The 16,637-nt window shown below is 59.7% G+C and carries 17 protein-coding genes; 8 read left to right on the top strand and 9 right to left on the bottom strand.

What is annotated here, in order from left to right; genetic code table 11:
* The first annotated feature begins 8 nt into the window (after positions 1-8).
* Positions 9-917 carry a ParB/RepB/Spo0J family partition protein gene (locus KJP28_RS14175; RefSeq protein WP_218393266.1) on the top strand — a complete coding sequence of 303 codons (909 nt, stop codon included), beginning with the start codon at positions 9-11 and terminating at the stop codon, positions 915-917.
* Here KJP28_RS14175 and hemW read toward each other — a convergent pair.
* The 3 genes from hemW to rph are packed head-to-tail and all read right to left on the bottom strand — an operon-like array spanning position 893 to position 3,385.
* Complete coding sequence (gene hemW, locus KJP28_RS14170) at positions 893-2,071, bottom strand: radical SAM family heme chaperone HemW (protein WP_218393265.1); 1,179 nt, start codon at positions 2,069-2,071, stop codon at positions 893-895. The two genes, KJP28_RS14175 and hemW, sit on opposite strands and share 25 nt — an antisense overlap.
* Positions 2,061-2,675 carry an RdgB/HAM1 family non-canonical purine NTP pyrophosphatase gene (gene rdgB, locus KJP28_RS14165; protein ID WP_218393264.1) on the bottom strand — a complete coding sequence of 205 codons (615 nt, stop codon included), beginning with the start codon at positions 2,673-2,675 and terminating at the stop codon, positions 2,061-2,063. Before rdgB ends, hemW begins: the two co-directional genes overlap by 11 nt.
* Positions 2,672-3,385, bottom strand: coding sequence for a ribonuclease PH (rph, locus tag KJP28_RS14160; protein WP_218393263.1), 714 nt, complete (start codon positions 3,383-3,385; stop codon positions 2,672-2,674). Before rph ends, rdgB begins: the two co-directional genes overlap by 4 nt.
* Positions 3,386-3,458: 73 nt before the next feature.
* Between rph and hrcA the strand changes: the two genes are divergently transcribed.
* Positions 3,459-4,523 carry a heat-inducible transcriptional repressor HrcA gene (gene hrcA, locus KJP28_RS14155; protein WP_218393262.1) on the top strand — a complete coding sequence of 355 codons (1,065 nt, stop codon included), beginning with the start codon at positions 3,459-3,461 and terminating at the stop codon, positions 4,521-4,523.
* A gap of 11 nt (positions 4,524-4,534) precedes the next feature.
* A complete protein-coding gene (locus tag KJP28_RS14150) occupies positions 4,535-5,149 on the top strand; it encodes a nucleotide exchange factor GrpE (RefSeq protein ID WP_218393261.1) in 615 nt (204 codons plus the stop codon).
* Here the strand turns inward: KJP28_RS14150 and mutS are convergent.
* Together mutS and galE are read right to left on the bottom strand one after the other, a co-directional pair.
* Entirely contained in the window at positions 5,136-7,760 is a 2,625-nt protein-coding gene (gene mutS / locus KJP28_RS14145; protein WP_218393467.1) for a DNA mismatch repair protein MutS, read from the bottom strand. The two genes, KJP28_RS14150 and mutS, sit on opposite strands and share 14 nt — an antisense overlap.
* A gap of 81 nt (positions 7,761-7,841) precedes the next feature.
* The gene (galE, locus tag KJP28_RS14140; RefSeq protein WP_218393260.1) at positions 7,842-8,852 is read right to left on the bottom strand and encodes a UDP-glucose 4-epimerase GalE; all 1,011 of its coding nucleotides are present in this window, start codon (positions 8,850-8,852) and stop codon (positions 7,842-7,844) included.
* Positions 8,853-9,078: 226 nt separating this feature from the next.
* Between galE and KJP28_RS14135 the strand changes: the two genes are divergently transcribed.
* The 5 genes from KJP28_RS14135 to KJP28_RS14115 all read left to right on the top strand — a co-directional run bounded on the left by KJP28_RS14135 (position 9,079) and on the right by KJP28_RS14115 (position 14,380).
* A complete protein-coding gene (locus KJP28_RS14135) occupies positions 9,079-11,337 on the top strand; it encodes an NADP-dependent malic enzyme (protein WP_218393259.1) in 2,259 nt (752 codons plus the stop codon).
* Complete coding sequence (locus tag KJP28_RS14130; protein ID WP_218393258.1) at positions 11,337-12,203, top strand: ribokinase; 867 nt, start codon at positions 11,337-11,339, stop codon at positions 12,201-12,203. Before KJP28_RS14135 ends, KJP28_RS14130 begins: the two co-directional genes overlap by 1 nt.
* Positions 12,204-12,225: 22 nt before the next feature.
* Positions 12,226-13,134: a D-amino acid aminotransferase gene (locus KJP28_RS14125; protein WP_218393257.1), complete on the top strand. Its 909-nt coding sequence runs from the start codon at positions 12,226-12,228 to the stop codon at positions 13,132-13,134.
* Positions 13,131-13,844: a sulfotransferase-like domain-containing protein gene (locus KJP28_RS14120; protein ID WP_218393256.1), complete on the top strand. Its 714-nt coding sequence runs from the start codon at positions 13,131-13,133 to the stop codon at positions 13,842-13,844. Before KJP28_RS14125 ends, KJP28_RS14120 begins: the two co-directional genes overlap by 4 nt.
* A 122-nt stretch (positions 13,845-13,966) precedes the next feature.
* Entirely contained in the window at positions 13,967-14,380 is a 414-nt protein-coding gene (locus KJP28_RS14115) for a DUF7282 domain-containing protein (RefSeq protein ID WP_218393255.1), read from the top strand.
* Between the two features lie 48 nt (positions 14,381-14,428).
* Here KJP28_RS14115 and KJP28_RS14110 read toward each other — a convergent pair whose 3' ends face one another.
* The 4 genes from KJP28_RS14110 to KJP28_RS14095 are packed head-to-tail and all read right to left on the bottom strand — an operon-like array spanning position 14,429 to position 16,573.
* Complete coding sequence (locus KJP28_RS14110; protein WP_218393254.1) at positions 14,429-14,848, bottom strand: DUF1810 domain-containing protein; 420 nt, start codon at positions 14,846-14,848, stop codon at positions 14,429-14,431.
* A gap of 59 nt (positions 14,849-14,907) precedes the next feature.
* Positions 14,908-15,186, bottom strand: coding sequence for a GNAT family N-acetyltransferase (locus KJP28_RS14105; protein ID WP_255552398.1), 279 nt, complete (start codon positions 15,184-15,186; stop codon positions 14,908-14,910).
* 5 nt (positions 15,187-15,191) lie between these two features.
* On the bottom strand, positions 15,192-15,353 hold the full coding sequence (locus tag KJP28_RS14100; protein WP_218393253.1) for a hypothetical protein: 162 nt from the start codon (positions 15,351-15,353) through the stop codon (positions 15,192-15,194).
* Positions 15,350-16,573 (bottom strand): argininosuccinate synthase, encoded by a 1,224-nt coding sequence (locus KJP28_RS14095; RefSeq protein WP_218393252.1) that lies wholly within the window; start codon positions 16,571-16,573, stop codon positions 15,350-15,352. Before KJP28_RS14095 ends, KJP28_RS14100 begins: the two co-directional genes overlap by 4 nt.
* Between the last annotated feature and the right edge of the window lie 64 nt (positions 16,574-16,637).

Here is a 16,637-nt window from a genome sequence, read left to right as displayed (position 1 = left end):
GAGGCAGAATGGCTGAAGCAAAAAAACCGAATCGGGGCCTTGGGCGCGGCCTGTCCGCGCTGATGGCGGATGTTCAGACCGAGCCGGGACAGAGCGCTGAAACGGGTGCACCACGCAAGCCGGACATGATGATCCCAATTGAAAGGGTCAGTGCGAATCCGGATCAGCCGCGGCGGAGGTTCTCTCAGGACGCGCTGAATGAACTCGCGGATTCGATCAAGGAAAAGGGTATAATTCAGCCGCTGATCGTAAGGCCTCACCCCGAAAAAACAGATAGTTACGAGATCGTTGCGGGCGAGCGTCGGTGGAGGGCGGCGCAGCAGGCGCGGCTGCACGAAGTGCCAGCGCTGGTGCGCGAATACGATGATACAGAAGCCTACGAGGTCGCCATCATCGAAAATATCCAGCGTGCAGATCTGAACGCGGTGGAAGAGGCAGCTGGATACAAAGAGCTCATGGAGAAGTTCGGCCACACACAGGAAAAGCTGGCCGAGGCCCTGGGGAAATCGAGATCCCACATCGCCAACATGATGCGGCTTCTGAACTTGCCGAGGGAAGTTCTTGAATACGTGCGCGAAGGACAGCTATCGGCGGGCGCAGCGCGGGCGCTTATCACAGCGGATGATCCGAAGAAACTTGCCAAATACGCGGTTGGTCAGAACCTTTCTGTGCGCGAAATAGAAAGGCTGGTGAAGACCGGGGTTCCCGGTGGATCAGGCTCTAACTCGTCCAAAAACTCAAAGAAGTCCGAGAAGGATGCTGACACGGTGGCATTGGAGCGAACATTGTCGGCGGCGCTCGGCATGAAGGTTTCGATCGATCACAAAGCTGGCGGGGAGGCCGGGGCTGTGACAGTGCGATACGGCAATTTCGATGAGCTGGACGATATCTGTCAGCGGCTGGGAGCGGATGTTTGATCCGGCAATAGATCGGAAATGACTGCGTTCAGCACCGCTCTTCCGTCTCGGGTGGCGATAAGGTGGTCTCTGTCCGATCTTAACAACCCAATTTCAGTTAAGTCTTTGATTTTATTATCATCAATTGGCAGGCCCGCGATGATAGAGTAGCGTTCCAGGTCAAGCCCTCTCGTCGTCCTTAGCCCCATCATCAGGTATTCCGCTGCCTGATCTTGACGACTGAGGCGGCTTCGACCCGCTTCGCCTCGGCCTGCGGTGATGTCGGCAAGCCATTTGTTCGGGGACAGCTCGGTCCAGGTGGCATATCGAATGTCATCCAACGTAAGTCGGCCGTGCGCGCCGGGGCCAATTCCGGCGTAATCGCCTGCGGACCAGTAAATGAAGTTGTGCCGGCTTTCTTCGCCTGGGCGTGCGTGGTTCGAAACCTCGTAAGCCGGCAGGCCAGCAGCTTCGGTCAGATCCTGCGTCAGAAAAAACATGTCCGCGCCCAGATCATCGTCAGGCAGACCCTTCAGACGACCACGCGCGAAGCGATCTCCAAATGCCGTGCCATCTTCGATGGTGAGTTGGTAGAGCGACAAGTGGTCCGGGTCGAACGACAACGCACGCTCCAACTCGCCTTTCCAATCCGCGAGCGTCTGGTTCTGCCGTGCATAGATCAAGTCAAAATTGATGCGATCGAAGTTCTGGCGTGCGACATCGAGCGCGCGTAATGCAGTTTCCACGTCATGGAGTCGCCCGAGCGCCTTAAGATCGCGATCGTTGAGAGCTTGGAACCCCATCGACACACGATTCACGCCGCTGGCGCGGTATCCTGCAAAACGATCGGCTTCGATCGACGAAGGATTCGCCTCGAGCGTGATTTCAATGTCATTGGCGGCGGTCCAGTGGGAAACAGCACGGTCAATGATCGCCTCAACCAACCGAGGCTCCATCAAAGACGGCGTGCCTCCTCCGAAATAGACACTGTTCAGCACCCGGTCGGGTGTTTCGGCCGCGACGCGGTCGATTTCAGCCAAGTAAGCGGCAAGCCAGCTGTCTTGGTCGATCGATGACGAAACATGGCTGTTGAAGTCGCAATATGGGCATTTGGCAGCGCAGAATGGCCAGTGGACATATAGCCCGAAGCCCCCGAGCCGCCATTCAGCGGTCAAAACAGCCCTCGACCAATTTGGCAAAGGCCACGGCCCGATGGCTCATCGCGTGTTTCTCGGACGGGTCCATTTCGCCGAAGGTGATGTCGTGTCCATCGGGAATGAAAATCGGATCATAGCCGAACCCCTGATTGCCCCGCATCGGCCAGGTCAGACGACCAGAAACGCGGCCCTCGAAAATTTCGTCGTGCCCGTCAGGCCATGCAATGCATAGGGTGCAGTTGAATGATGCTGTGCGCGGCTCTGGTGCGCCGCGTTGGTCGAGCAAGTCCCATGTCTTCTGCATCGCCATCGGAAAATCACGGCCATTCGGGGTCTCGGCCCAATCAGCGGTATAGACACCGGGTGCGCCGTCGAGCGCATCGACCATGATTCCACTGTCATCAGAAAGGGCAGGGAGACCGGTTTCCCTCGCCGCGAAATGTGCCTTGATCCGTGCGTTCCCGGCAAAGGTGTCTTCGGTTTCGTCCGGTTCTGCCAATCCATATTCGCCCGCCGATCTGCAGGTCACGCCGAAGGGCGCCACGAGCGCCGAGATTTCACGCAGCTTGCCTGCGTTGTGGCTGGCGATCACCAGTGTTTCGGCGTCGAACTTTCGGGTCATGCGCAGGCGGCCCTTTGTGCGGCGACAAGCTCGGCCACGCCTTTTTCGGCCAGTCCCATAAGCTCGTCCATTTGTGCACGGGAAAAGGTCGAGCCTTCAGCACTCATTTGCACCTCGATCAAACGGCCCGTGCCGGTCATCACGAAATTCCCGTCAACGCCTGCTTCGCTATCCTCTGGATAGTCGAGATCCAGCACCGGTTGACCGGCGTAAATGCCGCAAGACACGGCAGACACAGGATCAAGCAGCGGGTCAGAAACGATGTCGCCCGCCTTCATCAGCTTGTTCACCGCGAGCCGAAGCGCGACCCAGCCGCCGGTGATCGACGCGCAACGCGTGCCGCCGTCAGCCTGAATCACGTCGCAATCCACGGTGATCTGGCGTTCGCCAAGAGCCTGCCGGTCCACGCCCGCTCGTAGCGAACGACCAATAAGCCGTTGAATTTCAACCGTTCTTCCGCCCTGCTTACCAGCAGTAGCTTCACGGCGCATGCGCGACGATGTTGAGCGGGGAAGCATCCCGTATTCCGCTGTCACCCAGCCTTGGCCTGCGTTGCGCAGCCACGGCGGGACGCGTTCCTCGAGCGAGGCGGTGCAGAGTACATGCGTGTCGCCCATCTTGATCAAACATGATCCTTCGGCGTGTTTGGTCACATCCGTTTCGATTGAAACCGACCGCATTTCATCTACATTTCTCCCAGAGGGGCGCATGGACGTGTCCTTCCTTGTTTTTCGCGCTTTGCGTCTCATGCGACGTGCGAAAAAGCAAGGGCAGGGAGAATGGATGACTGGTGGCTCACCGCAAATGGACGCGCTGAACGATCGCTCGCGGGAAGTCTTTCGCAAGCTGGTTGAGGCGTATCTGGAAACCGGCGACCCCGTAGGGTCGCGGACCTTGACCCGTGGCATGAACGAAAAGGTCTCGGCGGCTACGATCCGGAACGTGATGCAGGATCTCGAATACATGGGGCTTCTGGACAGCCCGCACGTATCTGCGGGGCGTATCCCGACCGAATTGGGGCTGCGAATGTTCGTAGATGGGTTCCTCGAGGTAGGAAACCTGACGCAGGACGACCGGGGAAAGATTGAAGAAACGCTTGGGTCCAATGCCGCAGACGTGCCGGGTCTGTTGAACTCCGTCGGCAAAGCCTTGTCGGGGATCACCTCCGGGGCGAGCCTCGTTCTGACGCCCAAGCATGAAGCGCCGATCAAGCATATCGAATTCGTCAACCTGGCACCCGACCGGGCGCTCGTGGTATTGGTCTTTGCGGATGGGCACGTCGAGAACCGGGTGTTTACGCCTCCACCGGGGCAGACACCCAGTTCGATGCGCGAGGCCGCGAATTTCCTCAATGCGCTGGCCGAGGGACGAACGCTTTCCGAACTCCGCGACGTGATGAAACGCGAGATTGCGGCACGGCGTCAGCAGATCGACACGCTTGCACGTGACCTTGTCGAAAGCGGATTGGCGCTCTGGGATACCGAGGGGTCCGGTCCGGACCGGTTGATCGTACGGGGTCGTTCGAATCTGCTCACCGACCCGGCGGACGAGGCCGAGCTTGAGCGCATCAAAAGGCTGTTCGACGACCTCGAACGTAAGCAGGACATCGCCGAATTCCTCGAACTCGCCGAAGATGGCGAGGGTGTGCGCATTTTTATCGGGTCCGAGAACAAACTTTTCTCACTTTCGGGTTCCTCTCTGGTGGTTTCTCCATATATGAACGCTGACCGAAAGATCGTCGGTGCGGTCGGGGTGATTGGCCCCACGCGGCTCAACTATGGGCGGATCGTGCCGATTGTGGATTACACGGCGCAACTGGTCGGGAAACTGATCTCGGACCGGGGCTGAAGAGGACGATAATGGCAGATCCGAAGAAAGAGCCGATTGACGATATCGAAGCGGCAATCGAGGAAATCATGGGCGACCAGGGACAGGGCGATAGCGACGAAAAGCTCCAGAGCCTGGATGAAATGGCCGAGGAAGAAGTCGATCACGACGCGGCCGATGCTGAAGAAATCGCCGCGCTCAGAACCGAGCGCGATGAGTTACGCGACAAGTTCATGCGCGCGCTGGCGGATGCCGAGAACGTGCGCAAACGGGCCGACCGCGACCGTCGCGAAGCCGAGAACTATGGCGGCTCCAAACTCGCGCGCGACATGCTCCCTGTCTATGACAACATGAAACGGGCGCTGGATGCGATTGACGACGAACTGCGCGAAAAGGCGACTGGCCTGACCGAGGGCATCGAACTGACCATGCGGTCACTTCTCGACATTTTCTCGAAGCACGGGATCACCATTCTGACCCCGGAAGTCGGCGACAAATTCGACCCGGAACACCACGAAGCCATGTTCGAGGCTCCGGTCCCGAACACCACCAAAGGCCACATTATTCAGGTGATGGCCGAAGGCTTCCTTTTGCACGACCGCTTGTTGCGACCGGCGCAGGTCGGCGTTTCGTCTAATCCCGGCTGAGATCCTTCAACTGGTAGATCAGATCGAGCGCCTCGCGAGGCGTAAGCTCGTCGGGGTGAACCTCGGCGAGCTTTTCCTTGAGCGGTGAGGGCCCGGCGGGTGCAGGGGCTTGCTGGGGTGTGACCGCCGAGAAGAGAGGCAAATCGTCGATGAGCGCCTTTTGCGCGGTGCCGCCTTCTCGCTCACCCTTTTCCAATGCGTCAAGCACGACTCGCGCGCGGGCGATCACGCTTTCGGGTAGGCCGGCGAGTTTGGCGACTTGCACTCCATAGGACCGATCCGCTGCGCCCTTGATGACTTCGTGCAGGAAGATCACCTCGCCGTTCCATTCCTTGACCGCAATCGTCGCATTGTCGACACCGGAAAGCTTGTCGGCAAGTTGGGTCAGTTCGTGGTAATGGGTGGCGAAGAGCGCGCGACAAACGTTGGTTTCGTGCAGGTGCTCGAGCGTTGCCCAAGCGATGGACAGACCGTCATACGTCGCGGTGCCGCGCCCGATCTCATCGAGGATAACCAAAGCACGGTCGTCTGCCTGGTTCAGGATGGCCGCGGTCTCCACCATCTCGACCATAAACGTGGAACGGCCACGCGCGAGATCGTCGGACGCGCCCACGCGTGAGAATAACTGACTGACAATCCCGATACGGGCCTCCGTCGCGGGCACGAAGCTCCCGGATTGCGTGAGAAGTGCGATCAACGCGTTCTGGCGGAGGAATGTAGATTTACCCGCCATGTTCGGTCCGGTCAGCAGCCAGATATCGGCACCGTCAGAACCATCGGACAAAGTGCAGTCGTTGGCGATGAACGGCTCGCCGCCTTGGCTGCGAAGGGCGCGTTCCACGACTGGATGACGCCCGCCCGTGATCTCGAATGCACGGCTGTCCTCGACCTTCGGTCGCACCCAGTTCTCGGTCACGGCAAGATCGGCAAACCCCACGTTGAGATCGAGCTCAGCCAACGATCGCGCGGCTTCCCCCAATGGTCCTGCGCGGTCAAGAATGGCGCCTTTCAGGCTGTTATAGAGACGTTTCTCGATCTCGAGCGCCCGGTTTCCAGCATTCAAGATCTTGGTCTCCATCTCCGACAATTCCACGGTCGTGAACCGTACCGCACTGGCTGTGGTCTGCCGATGAATGAAGGTTTCCGAAAGCGGGGCCGAGAGCATTTTTTCTGCGTGGGTCGCGGTGGTTTCGATGAAATAGCCCAGCACGTTGTTGTGCTTGATCTTCAGCGAACTGATCCCGGTTTGCGCAGCATAATCCGATTGCATCCCAGCGATAACGCCGCGCCCCTGGTCCCGCAGCTTGCGCGCTTCGTCCAGCTCGTCGTCGTGACCTTCGGCAATGTACCCACCGTCTCGGGCAAGCAATGGCGGTTCGGCAATCAATGCACGGTCCAAAAGGTCCAGCAGCGCGTCGTGTCCGCTCAAACTGGCCGCGGAGCGGGTCAACACCTCCGGCGCTTCCTGCTCACGGAACCGGTCGGCGATTTCCTGAGCAGCGCCGAGCCCATCGCGGATCGCAGTCAGGTCTCGAGGACCGCCGCGGTCAAGCGCGAGGCGCGATAGGGCACGGTCTATGTCTGGCACTTTCCGAAGGGCGTCGCGCAGGTCGGTCCGAAACCTCGTGTCTTCGACGAGGTAGGTCACCGCGTCGTGCCGTGCGATGATCGTCGCGAGATCACAGGAGGGGCTTGAGAGTCGACGCTCGAGAAGCCGTCCGCCGCCGGCCGTCACGGTGCGGTCGATGGTCGACAGCAACGATCCGTCGCGCCCGCCAGCGAGTGCATGGGTAATCTCAAGGTTTCGGCGGGTTGCAGCGTCGATCTGCATAGTTCCGCCCGGCTTTTCCTGAACCGGAGGACGCAAGAGCGGCAGGTTTCCTTTTTGCGTGATATTGAGGTACTCGACGATTGCACCCATGGCACCCAACGGAGCGCGCCCGAAACTGCCGAAGGCCTCGAGCGTGCCGACCTCGAACAATTCACATAGGCGCTTCTCGGCGGACGTGCTGTCAAAGGCCGCTCGGCCCAAGGGGGTAATCGAAGCGCCCATATCAGAGACTATTTCGGCTAAACTCGCTTCCTCCGCATCGCTCACCACCACCTCGCGCGGGGCAATGCGCGCAAGCTCTGGACCAAACCTGGCGCGCGAGCAGGCCATGACGCGAAACGCGCCGGTCGAGATATCAACCCAGGCCAGCGCGCCTTCGTCACGGACCTCGGCATAAGCGGCGAGAAAATTGTGCCGCCGCGCATCAAGCAACGAATCCTCGGTGAGCGTCCCGGGTGTAACGAGCCGCACCACGTCACGTTTGACGACCGATTTCGAGCCGCGTTTTTTCGCTTCTGCCGGATCTTCCATTTGTTCGCAAACAGCGACGCGAAACCCCTTGCGGATCAGGGTCAGAAGGTAGCCTTCGGCGGCATGAACCGGGACGCCACACATTGGAATGTCTTCGCCAAGGTGCTTGCCCCTTTTGGTCAGCGCGATGTCGAGCGCTTGTGCCGCCGCCACAGCGTCATCGAAGAACAGCTCATAGAAATCGCCCATCCGATAGAACAGGAGCGCATCCGGGTACCCGGATTTGATCTCCGTATATTGCGCCATCATCGGCGTGACGGTGTTCGGTTTGTTCACGAATGCCCCCAGGCGATTTTCACCGAATCTAACGGTGGACGAGCCGGGGTTAAACTAGGAATTCCGCAGTCGGCTGACCCAGTTCCATGATGTTTGGCACATGTCGTCCAGCCCACGCTGGGCCTCGAACCCAAGGTAGTCGCGCGCGGATGCAGGATCGGCATAAAAGCAATCAATATCGCCCGGACGGCGCGGTGCGATCTTGAAGGGTAGCGTCTCGCCGCATGCTTTCTCGTATGATCGAAGCATATCGAACACGGAATACCCCGTGCCTGTCCCGAGATTCAGAACATGCGTAGCGTCCTCGTCGATCAGCTTGGCGACGGATTGAACGTGACCTCGGGCGAGGTCGACGACATGGATGTAATCACGCACGCCCGTTCCATCCGGCGTGTCGTAATCGTCCCCGAATACATTGAGGTGCGGAAGTTCACCCGTTGCGACCTTCGCAATGTAAGGCATCAGGTTGTTGGGAATGTCATTGGGGTCTTCGCCGATAAGCGCGGAGTCGTGAGCGCCCGCCGGATTGAAATACCGAAGAACGCCATAGCTCCAACGATCGTCCGACTCCTTCAGTTGGCGGAGCAAGGTTTCGCAGGTCACTTTCGATTGCGCGTACGGTGAAACCGGCGCAAGGCGGTGATCTTCGGTATAGGGAAGCGATTGCGGTTCACCGTAGACGGTCGCGGTGGATGAGAAGACCACCCTGAAAACGCCCGCGTCTCTCATTGCCATCAGGAGGTTTGAAAAGCCGGTGCAGTTCGTCTCGAAGTAATCCAGCGGTTTCTCGACGCTTTCGCCCACAGCTTTCTTGGCCGCGAAATGGATCACGGCGTCGAATTCCTGCTGCGCGAAGACGCTCGCCAGGAATGACTTGTCCAGAACGTCGCCTTCGTGGATTTTCACAGGCCCGTCGGTGATCTGCGCGAGTCGGTCCGCAACGTCCCGGCGAGAGTTCGAGAAGTTGTCGATGATGACGACGTCATAGCCGGCCGCTTTCAGCTCCACATAGGTGTGTGAGCCGATATAACCCGCGCCCCCGGTCAGAAGGATCGTCTTCGCCATCTCGTTCCCCGAATGATTCGTCAGCAATGTATGGCGATGTGGCGTCGGATTCACCCCGGGAATGCTGTTCACGACCGAGAACTGCTGTGAAATGATATTGCTCATTCTAACTCAAAACTTTAGGGATGTTGCTCCGAGCCTTGGCATTGCGCAAGCCAGACGCAGCAACGTGGTTGTGTGATCAATGCTGCAAAGTTAAGGACGCCGAGACCACGGAGGACAGGACATGGCAGGCAAACCCCGGATCACGCGCGAAGAGGCGTTGGCGTTCCACATCGAGCCCCGACCGGGTAAATTCGACGTTTCGCCAAGCGTCCCGATGACCACACAGCGCGATTTGTCGTTGGCCTATTCCCCCGGCGTGGCGGTTCCGTGTGAGGCGATCCACGAGAACCCGGAAACCGCCTATGACTACACGAACAAGGGCAATCTCGTCGCCGTTGTGTCGAACGGCACCGCAGTGCTGGGTCTCGGCAATCTCGGGGCGCTGGCGTCAAAGCCGGTGATGGAGGGAAAGGCGGTTCTGTTCAAACGCTTCGCCGACGTCAACTCGATCGACATCGAGCTCGACACGGAGGACCCGGACGAGATCATCAATGCGGTGCGGCTGATGGGGCCGACCTTCGGGGGGATCAACCTCGAAGACATCAAGGCGCCGGAATGTTTCATCATCGAGCAGCGGCTCAAGGAAGAGATGGACATTCCCGTATTTCACGACGACCAGCACGGGACCGCGGTCATCTGTGCTGCCGGGTTGATCAATGCACTCCATATCTCGGGCAAGAAGATCGAGGATTGCCGCATCGTTCTGAACGGTGCCGGGGCCGCCGGGATCGCCTGTATCGAACTGCTCAAGGCGATGGGGGCGAAGCACGACAACTGTATCGTCTGCGACACCAAGGGTGTGATCTATCAAGGCCGCAAGGAGGGCATGAACCAGTGGAAATCGGCGCATGCCGCCAACACCGATCTGCGCACACTCGAAGAGGCGATGGACGGCGCAGATGTGTTCCTTGGCGTTTCCGTCAAAGGCGCCGTGACACAGGAGATGGTCAAGTCGATGGGGCCGGATGCCGTGATCTTCGCCATGGCGAACCCGGACCCGGAAATCACGCCGGAAGAGGTGCACGAGGTCCGCGAGGACGTGATCGTTGCGACTGGGCGCTCGGATTACCCGAACCAGGTGAACAACGTCCTCGGCTTCCCTTATCTCTTTCGCGGGGCGCTCGATATCCACGCTCGTGCCATCAACGACGAGATGAAAATTGCCTGCGCCGAGGCGCTTGCAGCACTCGCGCGTGAGGATGTGCCCGATGAAGTCGCCATTGCCTATGGCAAGAAACTGACATTTGGGCGGGATTACATCATCCCGACGCCGTTCGACCCGCGCCTGATCCACACCATTCCGCCAGCGGTGGCAAAGGCGGGGGCGGACAGCGGGGTCGCGCGTCGGCCGATCATCGACATGCCGGGTTACGAGAATACGCTCAAGGCCCGGATGGACCCGACTGCCTCGATCATCCGGTCGCTCAACGCCCGCGCACGAGCTGCGCAGGCAACCATGATTTTCGCGGAAGGCGACGATCCCCACGTCCTGCGCGCTGCCGTGGCGTATCAGCGCAACGGGTTCGGCAAGGCATTGGTCGTTGGCCGCGAGTCGGATGTGAAAGAAAAGCTCGAAGGGGCCGGTTTGGGCGATGCGGTGACGGAGTTGGAGGTGATCAACGCCGCCAACACCCATCACCTCGCCAGCTACAAGACGTTTCTCTACGAACGGCTTCAGCGAAGCGGCTTCGATCGCCACGACATTCATCGGCTCGCGGCCCGTGACCGCCACGTCTTCGCGTCCCTGATGTTGGCGCATGGGCATGGCGATGCCCTTGTCACAGGGGCGACCCGAAAATCTGCGCATGTGATGGAGTTGATCAACCACGTCTTCGACGCGGGGCCGGAACATGGTGCTGCCGGGGTTACGGCGCTCCTGCACAAAGGGCGGATCGTGCTTGTCGCCGATACACTGGTGCACGAGTGGCCCGAGACCGAAGACCTCGCGAATATCGCGCAGGGCGCGGCGGCGGTCGCGAGGGATCTCGGGCTCGAGCCGCGCGTGGCGTTCGTGTCGTTCTCGACCTTCGGATACCCGCGATCAGAGCGCGCGGAGAAAATGCACCTGGCGCCCGCGATCTTGGAAGCGCGCGGCGTGGACTTCGAATTCGACGGTGAAATGGCCGCAGATGTGGCGCTGAACCCTGACGTATTGGCACAATACCCGTTCTGTCGCCTGTCCGCCCCGGCAAATATCCTTGTTGTGCCCGCCCGTCACTCGGCCTCGATCAGCGTCAAGATGATGCAGGAACTGGCCGGAGCAACGGTGATCGGCCCGATCCTGACGGGTGTGGACAAGCCGATCCAGATCGCCTCTACCACCTCGACCGCGAACGACATACTGAACATGGCGGTTCTGGCGGCCTGCAAGGTGAAGTGATGACGATCTATAACTTCGGGTCAATCAATGTGGATCACGTCTACCGCGTGCCGCATTTGCCCGTGGCTGGGGAAACGCTCACTGCCACTTCGCTAACCAGTGGTTTGGGCGGTAAGGGGGCGAACCAATCCGTCGCAGCGCGGCGCATGGGGTCCGAAGTCGTGCACATCGGCATGGTCGGGCCGGACGGTGCAGGGCGCGACGCGTTGGAGCGGTTCGGTGTCAATGTCCGGTTCACCGGGACTGATGGCAGTGTCACGGGTCATGCCAATATCTATGTCGACGACGCGGGCGAGAACCAGATCGTCGTCATGCCCGGCGCGAACCATCAACAGTCTCTAACTCTACTGAAAACGGCTTTGCTCGAGGCCAGCGAAGGAGATTTGTTCCTGCTTCAGAACGAGGCAAATCTGACGGCTGACGCAGCAAGGCTGGCGCGCGAGGCCGGATGTTTCTTGATCTATTCCGCCGCGCCGTTCAAAGCCGAAAAGGCCGAAGCGATGCTGCCGCTTGTCGACCTGCTCGTCGTGAACCAGATCGAGGCCGATCAGATCGCCGGGCATCTGGGAGTCTCGATCGAAGAGATGGACGTGCCCAACATCCTCATCACCCGCGGCGCGAAGGGCGCGGAATGGCGAGGAACCGAGCGATACGAACAACCGGCTTTTCCGGTCGATCCGGTCGACACAACCGGCGCAGGGGATTGCTTTATCGGAGCCGTGGCGTCGGGGCTGGACCAGGATCTGACGATTGCGGATGCGTTGCGGCTCGGCGCTGCCGCGTCCGCCATCCAGGTCACGCGCCCCGGCACGGCGGATGCGATTCCGACGCGGGCCGAGGTAGACGCTTTTCTGTCGGGGTCGTAGCGTGGCGCCAAAGGAGCGCCCTATGACCGAAGAACAGACCACCCACGACGCCGAACATGACCCACGCAACGATAACCTTAAATTCTGGCTGAATGGACGGATCGTTGGCGACGATGAGGCGGTCGTTTCGATCTATGACAGCGGCTTTATGCTCGGTGACGGTGTCTGGGAAGGACTCCGGCTGTACGATGGGCGCTGGGCATTCGTGGATGAACATCTCGACCGGCTGTTCGAGGCGGCCAAGGCGATCGACCTCGATGTCGGCATGACGCGCGCCGAAATCCTCGCAGCGCTCGAAGACACCCGAATGGCGAACGGCATGGAAACCGACGCCCATGCTCGCCTGATGGTCACGCGCGGACGCAAATCGCGGCCCTTTCAGCATCCGTCGCTCTCACGCTCGGGGCCGACCGTGGCAATCATCATGGAACATTCAGTCCCCGCGCTGGGCCGTCCCATCCGACTGGCCACTGTGCCGCACATTCGCGGGCTGCCGATGTCGCAGGACCCCAAGCTCAACAGCCATTCCAAGTTGAATTGCATCCTCGCCTGTATCGCGGCGGACAAAGCCGGGGCCGATGAGGCGCTCATGCTCGATGTCCATGGCTTCGTGAACACCACCAACGCCTGCAATTTTTTCATAGTGCGCGGAGGTGAGGTTTGGACCTCGACCGGCGACTACTGCATGAACGGGATCACGCGGGCCAAGGTCATTTCGCTTTGCCGGGAGAACGGCATCCCGGTGTTCGAGAAGAACTTCTCCTTGGTCGAGACTTACGGCGCGGACGAAGCGTTCCTGACCGGCACATTCGGCGCGCAGACACCGGTCAGCGAGATTGACGGGCGCAAAATCGGGACGGGCGAGATCGGACCGATGACCGAACATATCCGAAGCCTCTATAAGTCTCTAATCCAGCGGAATACGCTGTGAAAATCGCTGCTTGGTCAGGACCGCGCAACATCTCGACTGCGATGATGTATGCGTTTTCCAATCGGCGCGATTGCACGGGAGTGGACGAGCCGTTCTACGCCGCCTACCTTGACGCAACCGGACTCGAGCACCCGATGCGGGACGCGATATTGGCGAGCCAACCGCAAGATCCGGCGCAAGTGATCGCCAATCTCAAAGCGCCGGACGCGTCGCCGCATGTTTACCACAAGCACATGGCGCAACATATGATCCCGCAGGTGCCTCGTGACTGGTTCGACGGCTTCCGCCACCTCATTCTGATCCGACACCCCGCCCGAGTGGTCGCAAGCTTTTCGGCGAAGTTCGACGATCCAACGCTCGCAGACATAGGATTCACGCAACAAGCGGAGCTGTTCCAGCAATTGACCGATGACGGACACGAACCGTTGGTCGTGGACAGCGTCGACCTGCGTCGGAATCCCGAAGCTATGCTCCGCCGCATCTGCGAGGCTTTTTGCCTCAGTTGGGACTCCGCCATGCTCCAATGGGAACCGGGACCAAAGTCCGTCGACGGCGTTTGGGCGTCGCATTGGTACGACAGCGCCCACAAGTCCACTGGGTTTGCAGGACCAGAAGGAAATCTGCCGGTCCTCGCCGGGCGACAGGCGGACCTTGTGGCGCAAGCGCTTCCATATTATGAGCGACTTTTTGACCACCGATTAGTGACTTAGCAGATACTCACGCCGCTGTGATCAACCGTGAAGGCGCCGGGAAAAACTTTCTCATCAGCATTTACGTGCCTTCTTTCGACTGCGCGGGACAAGACGCAGTTTGCAACAGAAGGAGTTTGGAAATGAAATTCGCATTCGCAACTATCGCAGCTACCGCCGTCGCCACGACCGCCTTTGCGGCGAGCCACTCCATGGCGCCCGCCGTGGAAGCCTCGGATCAATCCGTCGAGAACGGCGTTGTATCCGCAGATATGGTCAACGCGCCTGCAAACGGCTGGTTGGTCGTACACCGCACAGACGCGGAAATGGCACCTGGGCCGGTCGTCGGCTATGCGCCGCTGCGCATGGGCGAAAACACCGACGTCGCTGCGATCCTGCAAGAAGAAGTCGCGGCCGGTGACATGCTGATGCTGATGATCCACTCGGAAGAAGGCGGCACTGCCACGGGCGTGTTCGAATATACACTGGGCGCGACCGAAGACGGCCCGATCAAGCCTGACGGCGAGTTGGTGATGACGACGATCACTGCACAATAAAGTTGTGCTGGTAACGAGTGAACGGGGCGGCCGCGAGGCCGCCCTTTTTTATGCGATTTCGTCCAGCGTTTGAGGGCAGCGTTCGCCACCGTAGAACGCGTTGAGCACATTCCCGAAAACCTCGTGCGCACCGGGCACCTCTGCGAACAGAGTCATGGACGAGCGGAGTTTCTTTGCATCGACATTGCCAAGCACATCTTCAGCGCGCTTTCCGACATGATCCAGCATGAGCGTTGATACCTCGACCAACCGCGGGCCAAGCGTGGGTTCTTCGAGGTAATCCTTGGCTTCACCCAGATCGTGCAGACCGAAGAGTTGCGACATGTTGGATTGGCCAAGGCTCGCGAGTTGGGGAAAGATGAACCACATCCAGTGGGTCGTTTTTCGCCCGGCCTTGAGCTCTGCGATCACGTCTGACCATACACCGTCCTGCGCTTCGATGAACATTTCCGCTTCGTCGGGGTCCATTTCGCCTCCTGCATTTGGCCCAAGTTTAGGCGAGCCAAATCTGACCGCAACCAATCGGCTCAGGCGTCACGAACCATCTCGACTTCGCCGTCCATCATGCGCCCCGTGCGGCGAAAACCACAGGCAGAATAGAATCCTTCTGCGCTGCCGGGCGCGTCAACGAAAGACAGGTTCACGCGAGGAAGACCCCACTCGCGGGCGACTGTGCGCGCGATTTCGATGGCTTGCCGGCCATATCCACGGCCCTGATAGGCCTCGCCAATCATCAGCCGCCAGATAAAGGCCGCGCCAAGATCGTCGCCTGGTTCGTTGTCGGGATACTCGCCGGGATGGACCATCGCGATCAGGCCGACGAGCGTGTCCCCAGCCCAAAGGCTCCAGACTCGTATGCCTGTTGCGCGAGCGTGATCTCATTCGGGGCCACGAAGCGCTGCTGATCCTCCGCCACCTTGAGCGCGAACAGGTCGCGCAGGTGGTCGCGGTGGATCGGGCGGCGTTCGATCATTTCAATCGGCGGTTCCGCGTCGCAAGGAGTTTGAGCCGAAGTGCGTTGAGCTGGATGAACCCCGCCGCGTCCTTCTGGTCATACGCGCCCGCGTCGTCTTCGAACGTGACATGCGCTTCGGAGTAAAGCGAATGATCCGACCAGCGTCCCACGCAGAACACCGAACCCTTGAACAGCTGTAGGCGAACGGTGCCGGTCACGTGCTCCTGGCTCTTGTCGATCAGGGCCTGAAGCATCTCACGCTCGGGCGAGAACCAGAAACCGTTGTAAATAATTTCCGCGTAGCGCGGCATCAGGCTGTCTTTCAGGTGTCCCGCGCCGCTGTCGAGCGTGATCTGTTCGATTCCGCGATGCGCTTCCAGCAGGATCGTGCCGCCGGGCGTTTCATAGATCCCGCGGGATTTCATGCCGACGAAGCGGTTTTCCACGAAGTCGAGCCGCCCGATCCCATGTTTCTTACCAAGCTCATTCAGCTTGGTGAGCATCTCGGCAGGCGTCACGGCTTTCCCGTCAATCGCCACCGCGTCGCCCTTGTCAAAGGTAACTTCGATGTATTCCGGCTCATCCGGCGCGGTCACCGGGTTGTCGGTGCGCTGGAACACATAGTCGGGCGCCATTTCTGCCGGGTCTTCCAGCACTTTGCCTTCGGATGAGGTGTGCAAGAGGTTCGCGTCGACCGAGAACGGTGCTTCGCCGCGTTTGTCCCTGGCAATCGGAATCTGGTTCTTTTCCGCAAAGTCGATGAGCTTGGTGCGCGACGTCAGGTCCCATTCCCGCCACGGTGCGATCACCTTGATCTCGGGATTGAGCGCATAGCAGGCCAGCTCGAATCGAACCTGATCGTTCCCCTTGCCGGTCGCACCATGCGCCACGGCATCGGCCCCGGTCGCCTCGGCAATCTCGACCAGCCGCTTGGAAATCAGCGGACGGGCGATGGAAGTGCCGAGCAGGTACTGACCTTCGTAAACGGTATTGGCACGGAACATCGGGTTGACGTAATCGCGCACGAATTCCTCACGCAGGTCCTCGATGAAGATGTTTTCAGGCTTGATGCCAAGCATGATCGCCTTTTCGCGCGCCGGCTCGAGCTCTTCGCCCTGTCCGAGATCTGCGGTGAAAGTCACGACCTCGCAGCCGTATTCGGTCTGCAACCATTTCAGAATGATCGAGGTATCGAGGCCACCGGAATAGGCGAGCACGACTTTTTTCGGCGCGGACATGGAAAACTCCGTTCGTTCACTGTCCGGCGCGGTTTATCGGCAGGTGCGAAGCTGGGCAAGAGCG

This window comes from Maritimibacter dapengensis, from assembly GCF_019218265.1.
In the GTDB taxonomy this organism is placed as follows: Bacteria; Pseudomonadota; Alphaproteobacteria; order Rhodobacterales; family Rhodobacteraceae; genus Maritimibacter; species Maritimibacter dapengensis.
This window is presented reverse-complemented; position numbering and strand designations above follow the sequence as displayed.